Raw genomic sequence first — 13,969 nt, 5'->3', positions numbered from 1 at the left:
TAGACCCTCCCTTTTTTTATATTTCAATCTTGATCATGGCACAGCCTCGTTTGATGGGGGTTTCAATTTTCAGTTCCCCAGCTTTTACGCTTGTCCCTAGCACTCTTGGCTGTTCGTCTCCAGGATAATAGGCTACTACCTTTAATCCTTCTTTCACCAACCCTTCTTTTCGCACGGTCACCTCTACAGCTTCCCCTGTGCCGGCATACATCACCGGAATGCTATACCCACCATTGGTCTTGAACAGATTTACCTTTGCTTCTCCCCTGGTAATAGCGACTACGTGTGGCTCGAACACCCATTTCTTCCCTCGCATTTGATCGAACAAGGGGCCATAGTCCAAATACACCTTATCGGCCAGATCTGAAGGTCGCATGGAGTGGTCGTTCCCCGGAAACGGCGCCATGGGAAAAACGCCCATGTAAATGAATTTTTGAATTACCTGATCGGGATCGGGAAGCAATTGCTTGTCGGTACTCATCCAACCCAGGGTTGGTTTTTGGTTGCCCAAAAAGGCAATGGCATTCAAAGCGGAACCGGAATAGGTGAACTCATCAAAAATACCATCAACATATTTCAACTGTTCAATACGTTTCACATGGTTGTTCACATAGATAACCTTATCGGCGTCGTGAAATATGGGATGGATCTTTTCCATAATATCCATCCACGACATAAACAAAGACCCTACGGGCTGTTCGCCCATCCAACTTACCCCGTCATCGGTACTATGGTTATAGAAGCGGGTCCAATCCATTCGGTCAATGCAAATCCCGAAGGAATCCGGTATTCCCTCGACCGTGCGCTCGGCCTGTTCGACCAGAAAATTTTGATAGCTCTCAACACCGGGGTCTACGGCTATTGCCTTTTCCCAAGTAAAAAATGGATTTCCGGGCTTCACGCTATATATACCTTTATCTAAAACGGCCTTCTGCTGTTCAGGGGAAAAAAGTATAGCATCGGCTAAGTTCTCATAGAGGTAGTCATTTGCATCTCGCCAAAGCGGTGTCTCTTTTGTCCGCTTAGATTCTGGTCGTGGATATTCGATTTGCGTACCGAATTCCGTTACATTGAAATAGCTCAATACATAAAAACCGGCATCCTTCATCTTTTTGGCATAGTTCTGCATAATAGGCATTGAAGTGGTTTTTCGGGCCACTTTGCCCCTATTGCTAAAACGGACAAAACTTGACCATTCGGTGGTCTCATCGACCGGAGGCGCGAACATGCCCATATACGGAAAATCAAAAGAAGCCCTCCAATTTACCCTGAAAGCCATCTTCTTCATCTTTTCTACGTCAAATGAGACATCGCTATTGGAGTATGCACCCGTACCTGCTATTTGATCCGCCAAGGGATTGACAGGCTGAAAATAATTTTCATAACGGTTTACGACCCAGCCCAAACTACTGCGCCAATCGGCTTGGTGGGGAACGATATCCATGGCGAAGCCCAGCTCCTTCCCTTTTCCCAATCTGTGATTGTACCTCGAAAAGGTAAGCTCTCCCTCCTTAGTAGTCCGCACATCAATATCCAGTAGGGTATCTTCCGGCGAAAGCACCAAGCTGAGTCCTATATCGTCTTTTTCCTCCCAAAAGCTTACCATGGGAATGGTTATTACATCCCCTTGAAACGGGCAATACAACAAGCCCGGATTTTGGTATTCATATCGAGGGGCCCCATAATGCCAAAGACCATCGACCACATCTATAGGCTCCAACGGATCGGCCCAACTCATTAAATCATCTAGGTCGCCTTCGCCAATAATGGCATTGGCTATCTCTTTATTATCCGTTCCCCCTCCACTTAAATCACCTCTTGGATCGGCCCACGGGGCCCAAAATTTTACATTTTCGGAAACTGGATAGTTCAAGACGGTTTGAATGGGCGTAGACCAATTTTCCCCATCATCTTTGATCTGTACTTCCCAACGAATGCTGTTTTCAGTTGCCCTAAAAGTTTCCGTGAGCTGAAACTTCTGTTTTGAGGTACTGTTCTCCACCGTTTTCAAGAATACGATCTCGTCATCCGATTTCTTTTCCAACTGAACATCGGTCACTACGCATCCCTTGAGCAAAGAATGCCCTGCAAGCGCTTTTTCAACCTGCCCTTTTTCAAATATCGCCTTGCTTATTTCCCCTTCCGCATTAAATTCCAATGTCAGTCCGGAAGTATGTAGCGTCAATTCTTGGGGATCCTTATCTACACATGAAAACAATAGTATTCCAAAAGTCATCAATACACATTTGCATATTGCCCTTAGTACTGCATCTGATTTTCCCATAGTCTGTATACGTTTTTTTTGGGGAGGGAATCTTGCCCTCCTTTTATCGAAATCTACTTCTGTTATAGTCTTGTCATTAAAGAATTCCTGCCTCTTTAATCGGTTTCATATTTAATAAAGCGGTAACCTGCAGGTTCAGGAATGGTCAGGATAAGATTTCCGTTCTCGACCTTCATTTCGTCAGACGTACCGGCTTTGGGTTTTTCAAGATCCGTTAAGCTTACCTTTTTTCCGTTTAGGAATTTAAGGGCTATTTTTCCTTGGGGATCCTTATTGCCGATTTCCCTGAATATCATGAGATATCCCTCTTTTTTCTCGGGATCGGCAATTTGAAAGCCTGTCCATGAGGCATTGTTAGGTTCTTCCCCTATAGGAAATACATAGTTTTCCCAAATGCCCTTACGGTGTTCTTTATAAAGCCCTATTACATCACGAAGTTCGTCGCGTTCTTCGGGCTTTAGCAGCTGTGTCAACATAAAACAGGAAGGCGCAGCCATGAATGCCGACATGGCCGCATAGGATTGGCTGTGCAAATGCGCATCGGAATACTTTGGATTGGTTCTCGAGGTATTCTGCCAATGGGCCTGTAAGTCGTTCATGTTGTAGTACTTTGCCATCATCCAATGATGTCTTAGCGTGATATAGGGCACATAGGCCAAATGCGATGGCAAGTTGTTCTGTATGTTCTGAAAGTACATCGGGCCGACTTCACGTGCCGGACTGTACCAACCGTATCGCTGGTCATCGTATTCGGGGCACCACGATGTTTGTGTGCTATAATCGGTTTTTTTGATGAATTCACGAATCCCCTTAATACGATCGGCAAAGGCATCGTGGTCTTCAAGTTTATCGAAGTCAAACTTCCACGTAGCTACATTCAGTTGTTCTTGGTTCTTTATCAGCTCTTCTGGAGTGATATAGCGGATGGCCGCCCAGAGGCCGATACCCACCTTGTACTTCTTCGACAGTTTTTTGGTTTTCTTCCAGTTGGCATCATAGCCCACATTGGTATTGGGATGCCATGATTTTTTGCTCTTGGTGCCCCCTTCTTGCCAACCGTCATCGATACGAACGATATCTATACCCAGATCGGCGGCCGATTTTATTTCCTTTTCGATAACCGAAAACTCAGAATTCTGACGGCCGTAGATTTTATCGTCCTCCCCATTTTGCCAATCACTGCCCCAGGTATCGATTAAAATATGCATATCTCGTTCAATGTTTATCGGGTAGCGTATACGGTCAAAACGTTTGAAGGCCAATTCAGAGGCATCGCTGCCTCCCGAATACAAAATGCTCCATGTGGCCCAAGTCCGTTTGAACTCCGATGTAATTTCCTTAGGCTTCAACCCCCATCCCGTTACTTCCACACCTGTGGGCGTACAATAAAAGCTACCGGTCTGGTGCCCGTATTTGTTTACCGTCTTATTCGATTCCTTGACCAAAATCAAGCCTTCGTCTTCGGCCTGTACCACAAGACCGTTTGCCCAGGTATTCTGCTCATCCTGAAAAATCGGGTAGCCCTTTACAATACGCTCTTTTACCATGTCATCGGTATTCACGCGGTTTCCGGGATTGTTATAAATTCCCCAATACCGCCGTTGGTTGGGCTGTGAAAAGTTGACCGGAATAAACTCGTTTCTCGCAATTTTTATGGGCTGGTTCGATCCATAGGATTTATACATGGCCAAATCTTCAGGAATGCCTTCTGGCGAAAACCCGTTAATGGCCCTGACCTCAAGGGCCGTCCATATTCCCGGGGCATTAGGGTAAACCCGAACCAAATAGTTCAGTTCAATGCCGGAGTCGTATCTCACCAAGGCCCTTACCAAGATATGTTCGGTCGTGAACTTTTCATCATCGGTAGTTATGCCTTCTACAGCTATCAAACGGGCCGGGGAAGCATTTTCGATTTTGGTCGGCAAATTCCAATCGCTATCATAAGGCGATTTTTCGGTGCACCATTCCTTTCCCGAACGCGTATTTTTAAAACTAAGCGTCTTAAAACCAGAACCGCTCCACTCCCAGGTGCGCTCCACTTTTCCGGTTGTTACCCGTAATACCTTATTTTTAAAAGTAGCCTTGGCCCCATGTAAGGTCACCGACAGCTCATTACCGTGTGCTTCACTTTGAGCACGGACTTGAACCGAAGCAAGAACTATACTCAAAAACGTCAATAGGGCAATACTTTGAATTTTCATGATGTAAACCTTTTAATTTTAAGTAGTATCCTACTAAGGAGTCAACTCCCCTATTGATACTTAAAATTTCAGATTAAGAAAACCATGGGACATTTAAACCCTGAAAAGACACCTTGTCAAACACCGGCCTACCGATGCGGCCGCGCTAAAAACAGGCTTACGGTATTTTCTATGCGCCCTTATTTTTCCTCCCTTACCAATTTTGCCGTATCGATTCGAAGCAAGGTACCCGGATGACCGCTAACGATACCCTTAAAATGCTCCTTAACGGCCATTCTGTATTTGGTTTTGTCCGGGGTGTTTTTCCTGTAACTATCGACATACAATCCAATTTGCGCAAAAGGAATGGCCGCATGTTTTTTCTCATCTTTGAAGGCAAAATTCATTGCATCGTAATCGACAAAGTCATCGGGGGTCACTTCTTTGTTGTTTTTTACGCTAGACTTGGCAAGAGCTTCTGGAGCAACGCGATAATCGATAATCTTATCGATGCCCCGCTTGTTCGCATAGTTAAAATTATCCTCTACCGTAATATGGATTGGCCATAAGCGGCCAAACTCTAAAGTATCGCTCAAAATGGTTCGCATCAGGGGGTATTTATCCTTCCATGGCGATTTTGTCCATCCTCTTTTTCCCGTATACAATTCTACGCGACCGATATAATCTTCCTTGGTTCCCTTACGATGATGATTCGGGTCTGCTGCAATTTCCTTTTGAATATCGAACATTTTATTTCCTAGGCTCTGTACGAAGTAAGCCCCCCTATCGCCTTCCAGAAATACGTTTTCCTTTACGGTATGACCGGCCCCTCCGAACATAAATGCGCCTTTGGATGCCGATTTATAGAATACATTTCCGATTACGGTCGCTCCCGATTGTCCGTCGTCTAAATGCAATCCGGCACGTTCGACCTTTCCGGGTACGTGCATCAAATGATGAAAGAAGTTGTAGCGGTATGTATTTCCGAAACCGCCCAAATCAGCTCCGGAATATATGGCTCCGCCATCACCCTCCTCATAACCGATATTGAAGAGTTCGTTATACTCGACCAAATGGTCGTTCCCATTAACCACCATGGCTTGCCCCAAGGAATTATGGATCATATTATGACGAAATATATTCCCTACCCCATTCATAACAATATTGACCTTTTCATGTTTAAAACTGTCTTGATAGATTTGACAGTTTTCCACCAAGTTATTACCCGGAGTGATTTCGTCAGGGGAACGTAGCCCCCCGCTTAGCCGCACGTGCACATCTAAATCAACCAAATCGCAACTTTTAACGACATTGTCGGTGCCTAGAATTTCAACTCCCGCCGCCGTAGAATTCGTAATCTGGGCACCGGCCACAAGGTTATGGTCGCCTTTGATCGTATACACACTGCCGCTTCCTACATTTTTAACGGAAAGTCCGATTACCTTAACATGACGGGTTCCGTCTAGGGCCAAAAAGCCATTCGCCACCGATAAGCCTATTTGCGTGTTTCCGTTTATGGGGGTGGGCGGATAAACGAACAAGCGGTTGGTCAATGGATCAAAATGCCATTCTCCGGGCCGGTCAAGTTCGCATAGAAGCCCAAAAACACGAAAAGGTTTGTCGTTCTTTCTCCAAGCCCACCCATAGCCCAAGGCACGGGTCAGGTGAATCGATTTCGTTGTGGCATCAGCGCCGTAAACGGCTTGTGAGCTTAAGAGCCAACTGGCTTCTATAAAACCGGTTAGCTGGTTTCTGGTATTGTTTCTTCTAAGTTCGTTCTCCCATTGTTGCCAACTGCCGGCCATTTCGTCTGCCTTATCCCCAATTTGGGCCTGGGCTCCACGCGGGTCTTCCAGGGAACCTTTCCAGCCCCTGGGCTTATCTTTCACCAAGTATGGTACATAGCCTGCGCGGACCCCATAATCTTGTTTCCCTACGGGAACGGCCGGAGGTGACACTTCTGCCCGTACCGTCTCTTCCACAAAGCTTGCATAGCCCTCATTAGGAAAAACGGAAGGCAAAAATTCTACATCGTCATAGCTGAGACTAAGCATCAGGTCTTTGTTGAACCTGCCCAACATTGTAGTATCGGTAATGGTGGCCACCATAATCTTTTTCGATGCCCCGGCAGATAGCCTGGCCAGTTCATCGGGAGCTTTTACCACACTGAATTTTTCGGGCGAAATGAGCATACTCCCATCGAACAACACACTTTCTCCCTCTGCCGCCCTAATGATTATCGGCCTATCCTCTGTTCCTTGGAATTCAGGCCCCAGAACTACTTTTTTCTTAAATCGATAGACCCCTCCGCCAAGCGTAATGGTAAGTCCTTTTTTGGGTACCCCTTTCCGTTTTAAGATTTCCGAAGCCTTCTCGATGGCCCCTTCAAAGGAGGTAGGGTCCGATCGGGTTCCTTTGCTGCCATCTCCGCCTTCAGGAGAAACGAATAGTTGCGAATGCCCCACAAAATTGGCCAAAAGAATGATTCCTATACAGATTACTATTGTTTTTTTATTCATGTCTTAAAGGGTTCTTTTTGGTTTATATTTTTATATGCCCATAAAATTTTTCCATATCGTAAACGGGAGCGCCAATATCTTTTTTCCAGCTTTCCATTTTCAGTTTTAACTCCTGTACTTTTTCTGGAAATTTATTAGCTAGGTTGTTTTTCTCCGAGGGGTCGTCCTTCAAATTGTACAACTCAAAGTGTTGCTTATAACCATCCGGCATTTGAAAATACTCGTGAAGCTTCCAATCTCCACTGACTACGGTCTCAAAACATCTCTTATTATCGGCTATAGGAATTCTATAATGAATCAACGAAAGGTATTTGAGCCAGTGAAGGTCCCTTTCCTCGAGTTTTTCCCTTGGATTTTTCAACAAGGGGCTAAAGTCCCTTCCATCTATATCATGTAAATCAGGACTTGCCCCGGCCATAGAGAGAAAGGTCGGATAATAATCAAACCCTATGATCCGTTCATGGCTTACCGTATTCGCCTGTGTAACGCCGGGCCATTTGACCAAAAGGGGCACTCGGGTACCTCCTTCGTAAGAAGAACCTTTGCCGTCCCGCAATGGAAAGTTATCCGTAATACCGTTTAAGATTTCCCCTCCATTATCACTGGTAAATACGATAATGGTGTCATCGATTATTCCTTTTTTTTCCAAGGCCTCAAGAATAGCACCTACAGCGTCATCAAAGTGTTCGACCAAACCGGCATAGGTAGGGTTCTTCTGTCTGGCATCGGGACCGATCAACCTTTTATACTTTTCCACTTTTTGGGGTATGGCGGTTATAGGCGTATGAACGGCATAAAATGACATGTTCAGGAAGAAGGGTTTGTCATCTGTAGAATGAATAAATTTCACGGCTTCTTCCGCAAGGGCATCGGTTAAAAAATCGCCTGGTTTCCTATCTTCCAAATCCGGAATTTTTGAGGCCACCCTTTGCTTTTCATTGTTCGACTCAAAAGGGTACATATAACTCCCCGGGCAACAAAACTCATTAGATGCAATATCTACATCGAATCCTCGTGTACCTGGATTATTTTCACCTTTTCCAATATGCCATTTTCCGATATGTGCGGTAGTATACCCCTCTTTCTTCAAGGCCTCGCCAATGGTTGTTTCCGTCATGGGCAAACCGTTATCACCGGGCCCGGGATGGGCGACCCCGCCAAGTTTGCCATGGCTTACGGCTCCCAGTCGTGCCGGGTATTTTCCTGTCATTATAGCCATGCGGCTCGGTGCACAGGTCGGATGGGCGGCATAGGCATGGTCAAAGTAAACGCTTTCCTTGGCCAACTTATCCAAATTGGGTGTCAAATGGGTATCGCTTCCGGTAAAACCTAGATCGGCAAAACCTAAATCATCGGCAAAAATAAAAACGATGTTAGGTCGCTGAGACCCCTGTTTTTCTTCATGTAATACCGTTTCTTTTGAAACCGTATTTTTACATGAGCCGAAACAAACCGCAATTAGTAAAATGAAGCAAAAAAATCTTCCATTCATGGTGTTGTGTTTTAATTATTTATCGCCTTTCCTATATTCTTGACCAAACCCACATCATCAAAATAAACCGTGCCCTGAGAGCCTGTATTTAGCAATGAAACGGTAAAGGGTTTTGATTTGTCATCGGTCTTAAATTCAATACTTAAAAATTCCCATTCGGAGGTAAGCGAAGTTTGACCTGACATTTTGGAATCCTTGCTTTCAATACGTAATTCACCTTTAGCACCAGAGCCGGAAGCCTTGACCCAGACCGACATGGTATAATTCGTATTGGGCTCAAGGTTTTCTATGGTTTGTTCAACGCCATTATTTCTTTTATGGATCGCAACAGAATGCGATTGCATTCTAGTTTTTGCCGTTTCAATGCCCCATGAATCCTCTTGAATGATTTGCACTCCTTCCCCTGTTTTATGCCAAGCGTTCAACCCTTGCTCAAAGGTGCCGTTGGTAAGCAAGTTTATAAAATCGGTCTTAAAGGCCTCAAATTCAGGTTTTGGCGAAGCATCAAAATTATGCCCTGCACGCCATGCTTCCTTACCATATTCGAATGCGCCAAGATCAGGAGCTTGCCCTTCAAAACTATCCGTTATGGATTTCAATATTATCCCTTTATCAATAGCCGGGGATGTCGCGCTAAGCTCAAAATTTTGAGATTGGGGATCCACTAATCGCGCTTCAATATCTTTGAAAAGATTATGGGCGGAAACTACGTTTTCCGAGACATGGTATGAACCTGTAAAAATATTGTTGATCACTACATCACCGTACATATCCTCTTTAAAGTTCCTTCCCCAATACCCTAGTCCGTATTTATTATAAAGCGTATTATTGAATATAAGGTTATAGTTTCCCGGAGTATTAAGGCGTATGCCATCATAGGCCCCAATACTCAAAAAACCCGGCGGGGCTTCAGAAAGTATGTACTCCCAACCACAATTCCACACTACGTTATGGTGAATGGTATAATTACTGGTACTATTGTCTAAATAAATACCAATGCCATAGACCTTGTGCACTTTATTATGGTGAATGACCGTACCGGCCCCATCGTTGTTGGCTACATAAAAACCGCCGATATCATGGCGAATGAGGCCTGCATCACTAACACTGTTGTATTGAAAACGCATATTTTTTCCTCCCGGTCCTATACAACCTCCACCTGCGCGGGCAACCGTATTGTGACTAATTAAATGGCCGCTACCAGAGGTATTCAGCAGTTGGTCCCATGTGCCGGTATAATTTCCATCGTGGATATAGCTGTTCACGACCTTATTATTACTTCCCGCAATGTTAACCAAGGCCTTCGGACTATATGCAAATTCACAACTGTTGATTTCGTTATGCTCACCCGATAAATTGATACCAGGTTCAACATAGAACCCTTTTACGTTTTTTATGCGGCAATGCCGCGTATGGGCATCAGAAGTTATTCCGGCACCAAAAATGCCAAGATTGGCGATTTCGACATAAGAACTCCCCGACAAATCAATTGCATTGTTTCTCGTCTTTATTTCGAGACTTAATTCAGATGCGGCTTCACGGTCTTCTAAATAAAAAAAGAGTTTTTCCTTTTGGGGATCATAATACCATTCCCCATCGGTATCCAACAAATCGTAATGACCGGAAATGTAAAATCGATTCCCCTTTCTAGGCGCATAATTTTTGTCCCACCCAGATGCACCTCCGTAATAGTTTTGCCTTCTTTTCGCCTCGGGAAAGGAGATCCTTTGTTCATGAGGCTTATACCCGGAAACGATAAAGGTCTGTAACGCCCATTCCTTTCCAAAGAAACCATAGAGCGTCGCACCTTTTAAATCTATGTTCTTGGGTAAATCGGTATTTTGCAAGGACAGGGCGGTACCACCGTCTACCTTGGCAAAATTTGGTTTAAGGAGGTCGCCCGAGTAATTGGGCCAACGCGCTTCGGGAGTCCAATTTTCATTATGGAACACGATTAAATCTTCCGAAGTTTTTTCTAGGGGGACACTAAAAATATGCTCAGATATTTTGGTCCACCCCTTGTCCGTTACTGAACATCCGTTAATAACAACCTTTTCATTTTTATAACCGACGAGTCTCAATTTCTTTGACGGTCCACCTATAAAATTTGGAACTATGGTTTCACGGTACGTGCCTTCCCGAATATAACAGATGCCACCATCCTTCATAGCCTCCAAGGCCCTTTTAATAGTTAAAAAAGGACCTTCCGAGCCGTTTGAATTCGGCTTAGGCCGTTTACCCGACCAGTTGTCATTTCCTTTTTTACTCACATAGTATACCTTGTCGGGTCGTTTGTCCTCAAAGGCATAAACCGAAAATTGCAAAGAAAATGTAAGCAGGAACAAGGCAATAACTAGCAGTCGGCCGGTTGATTTTTCCGAACGAACAATATGTACAGTTTGAACTCCCATATTTGAAAAGGCCGATTAGAGCTATTTTTTAAGTTATATCTTGTTACGGACAGGAAACCCTATCCCTTTCTTTTAAACAAAGGGCACCTGCGCTTGCCGCCTGCCCTAAGGATTATTTTACAATTACCTCGGCTATTCTAAGGCTACCTTCTTTTTGCATCCTTATCTTTACGAAGCGTCCAAACACGCCCTTGGTCTTTAGTGTTTTTGAAGGATCGGGAAATTCTTTAAACCCTTTGGACCAAACTACTTTTTCGTCCTTATCCAAAATGGAGACGACCACATCGGTCATTTCTGTTTTTTCCTGGCCGGTAGCATTGTATATGGTGATTTCATTGATTTTTTCCGTGTCTTGAAGATCCACCATCCACCATGGGTTCATTTGTTGTTTGGTTCCCGATGTCTGTTCCATTTCCCAGTTCCCCTCGGTTACCCCATCAACGGCAATATCGGCCCTTGGATAGGCTCTTTTATCATTGATATAGGGATGGGTCGTAGATTGGGAGCAAGGTTTCAAAAAGGCCAGGTTTTCGGAAACCTCATAAGAAAAACCCCAATCGGATCCTGGTTTCTCAAGTGGGGCCGGCTTCTGCCATACCGCCGCAGTTTCTTTTAACCGCGTTATTACGTCTTCATCGATCCGTCCTTCAGGATTAGGCGAAATATTAAGTATATAGACAGAATTATGAGAGTTGTAACTATTCAGTTGTTTTAGCAGGTAGTCAACACTTTTAGATACGCCAAAGCCATTGTTGTTGTCCCACCACCAGCCTCGCTGAATAAAATCGGAGGCCGCAGTCGGTCTCATATAATCTTTATGGTACGGATAAGCCCTTCCCGCTGCATCGGCAAAGGGAACCTCGGCATGGGCCAGATTGGACTCATATGTATGGTTTACGATAAGGCAATTGGGCTGCAGGGATTTGACCAAGGCATAAATTTCACCATAGGGCATATCGTCAAAATCAGGGTTGGTAGGCCATGTAGACCAGCCATCGAAATTGATATAATCTATTGGCCCATAATTGGTCAATAATTCCCTGATCTGATTTTTAGTGAATTCGATTTCCGCCCGCGATGTACTACCATTTTCTACTTTATGATGATAGTCCAATATCGAATAATACAGTCCTACTTTCAGGCCCGCCTTGCGAAACGAATCGACAAAGGCTCTGACAACATCGGTCTTGACGTCCGAAGAAGCCACGTCATAATCGGTATAGGCACTATCCCATAGACAGAAGCCACCATGGTGTTTTGTAGTAAGCCAGCCTCCGGTCATTCTAGCATCTTTTACCACCTGGGCCCACTGGTCCGTATCGAGTCCCGTAGGCGCCCAAGTTGTCGGGGCGACCTTACCATAGGCCCGACCTTGTTTCTCTTCTGAATTGACATTGTTAAAAGTGGCCATGTTATAATGAAAATAGGCCTGGTAACGGGTGTTTACAAAATCAAGCTGAAGCTCGGGCAAGGGTTTTGACTTCTTATCTATAGTTGTTTGCGCTTGAATATGCGTCGCAATTAAAAAGAGTGCTACTAGTTTTCCTATTTTCATAATTATTTTCCCTTTACGATAACCTCTGCCAAAGCAAGACTACCTTTTCCATTTAATTGAACTTTTACAAAACTTCCGACGATATCGGGAACGGCGATGGTATGCGTTTTTGATGCGGCATTCACCTCTTCGGATTTCCAAACCTCTTTTTCGTCGGCATCCCATATGCTAACCGTAAAGTTTTTCAGTTCGTCCGTATGCTCATCGGTGCGGTCAAACAGTTTTATTTCGTTTATTTTATGTTGGGCCTGAAGATCTACCTTCCACCAAGGGCGGTCTTCAACTTCCGTCCATGAAGTTTGCTCCATTTCACCATTGCCTTCGGTTACCCCATCAACCGCGATATCGGCCCTCGGATAGGCTCTCTTATCACGAATAAAAGTATGGGTGCTCGATTGGGAGCAAGGCCTTAAAAAGGCCAAGTTTTCGGAAACCTCATAAGAAAAACCCCAATTCGCCCCTGGTTTTTTTAGGTCTTCGGGTTTTTTCCATACCTCTGCGGCCTCTTTTAATCGAACGATGGCATCATCGTCTATACGTCCTGCAGGGTTGGGGGAAATATTCAGAATGTAAACCGAATTATGGGAGTTGTAACTGTCTAATTGACCTAAGATATACGCTACACTTTTAGTAACACGCATATTGTTATTATCATCCCACCACCAATCGATTTGAACCAAATCGGACGCAGCCGTTGGCCGCATATAATCCGGGTGATATGGATAGGCACGGCCCGCCGCATCTGCAAACGGCACTTCGGCATGGGCCAAGTTAGACTCGTACGTATGGTTGACGATAAGGCAATTGGGTTGTAATGACTTTACCAATCTGTAGATTTCACCATAGGGAACATCATCAAAATTCGGGGTGGTAGGCCATGACGACCAACCATCGAAATTGATGTAATCTATTGGTCCATAATTGGTCAACAATTCGGTAATCTGATTTTTTAGAAACTCAATTTCCTCGCGTGTCGTACTCCCGTTTTCTACACCATGATGATAGTCTAAAATAGAATAATACAACCCTACTTTTAGGCCGGCATCCCGAAACGTTTTTACAAATTCGCCTACCACATCGGTCTTAACGCCAGAGGAAGCCACATCGTAATCGGTATATTCACTATCCCAAAGACAGAAGCCCCCGTGGTGTTTAGTGGTCAACCATCCGCCTTCCATCCGTGCATCTTTACACACTTGGGCCCATTGTGCCACATCTAAGCCCGTAGGCGCCCACATACCCGCTGGTTCCGTACCCGTAGACCGCCCAAAATGCTCTTCGGAATTCAGGTTTTTGAAGGTGCACATATTATAGTGAAAATAGGCCTGATACCGGGTGTTTAAAAAATCGAGCTGTAGTTCCGCCAATGGCCTGGCCGTTTCTTCCGTATCAACCTCAACGTTTTTCGTAATGACTTTTTCTTCCTCCTTACAATTGAACAAAAGAAAGCTCGTTGAAAGCATGAGCACTAGGGTACGGGTCTTAAACATAGTTTTGATATTTTTGGTTTGAATCTGTACTGATTTTT

General features: G+C 44.6%; 7 protein-coding genes. All 7 read right to left on the bottom strand.

The features are described 5' to 3' along the window. Window positions 1–16: 16 nt before the first annotated feature. The gene (locus BW980_RS19125; RefSeq protein ID WP_175609924.1) at window positions 17–2,284 is read right to left on the bottom strand and encodes a hypothetical protein; all 2,268 of its coding nucleotides are present in this window, start codon (window positions 2,282–2,284) and stop codon (window positions 17–19) included. A 95-nt stretch (window positions 2,285–2,379) separates the two neighbouring features. Continuing rightward, window positions 2,380–4,485 (bottom strand): alpha-galactosidase, encoded by a 2,106-nt coding sequence (locus BW980_RS19120; RefSeq protein ID WP_076456763.1) that lies wholly within the window; start codon window positions 4,483–4,485, stop codon window positions 2,380–2,382. A 179-nt stretch (window positions 4,486–4,664) separates the two neighbouring features. After that, window positions 4,665–6,983, bottom strand: a complete 2,319-nt coding sequence (locus tag BW980_RS19115) for a right-handed parallel beta-helix repeat-containing protein (protein WP_076456762.1) — start codon at window positions 6,981–6,983, stop codon at window positions 4,665–4,667. Between the two features lie 22 nt (window positions 6,984–7,005). Then, a complete protein-coding gene (locus BW980_RS19110) occupies window positions 7,006–8,475 on the bottom strand; it encodes a sulfatase (RefSeq protein ID WP_076456761.1) in 1,470 nt (489 codons plus the stop codon). An 11-nt stretch (window positions 8,476–8,486) separates the two neighbouring features. Then, window positions 8,487–10,886, bottom strand: coding sequence for a carbohydrate binding domain-containing protein (locus tag BW980_RS19105; protein WP_076456760.1), 2,400 nt, complete (start codon window positions 10,884–10,886; stop codon window positions 8,487–8,489). A gap of 112 nt (window positions 10,887–10,998) precedes the next feature. Beyond that, on the bottom strand, window positions 10,999–12,441 hold the full coding sequence (locus tag BW980_RS19100) for an alpha-L-fucosidase (protein WP_083690546.1): 1,443 nt from the start codon (window positions 12,439–12,441) through the stop codon (window positions 10,999–11,001). 2 nt (window positions 12,442–12,443) lie between these two features. Beyond that, on the bottom strand, window positions 12,444–13,931 hold the full coding sequence (locus tag BW980_RS19095; protein WP_217694817.1) for an alpha-L-fucosidase: 1,488 nt from the start codon (window positions 13,929–13,931) through the stop codon (window positions 12,444–12,446). Window positions 13,932–13,969 lie beyond the last annotated feature (38 nt).

It is taken from the genome of Zobellia uliginosa, assembly GCF_900156625.1.
Taxonomy (GTDB): domain Bacteria; phylum Bacteroidota; class Bacteroidia; order Flavobacteriales; family Flavobacteriaceae; genus Zobellia; species Zobellia uliginosa.
This window is presented reverse-complemented; position numbering and strand designations above follow the sequence as displayed.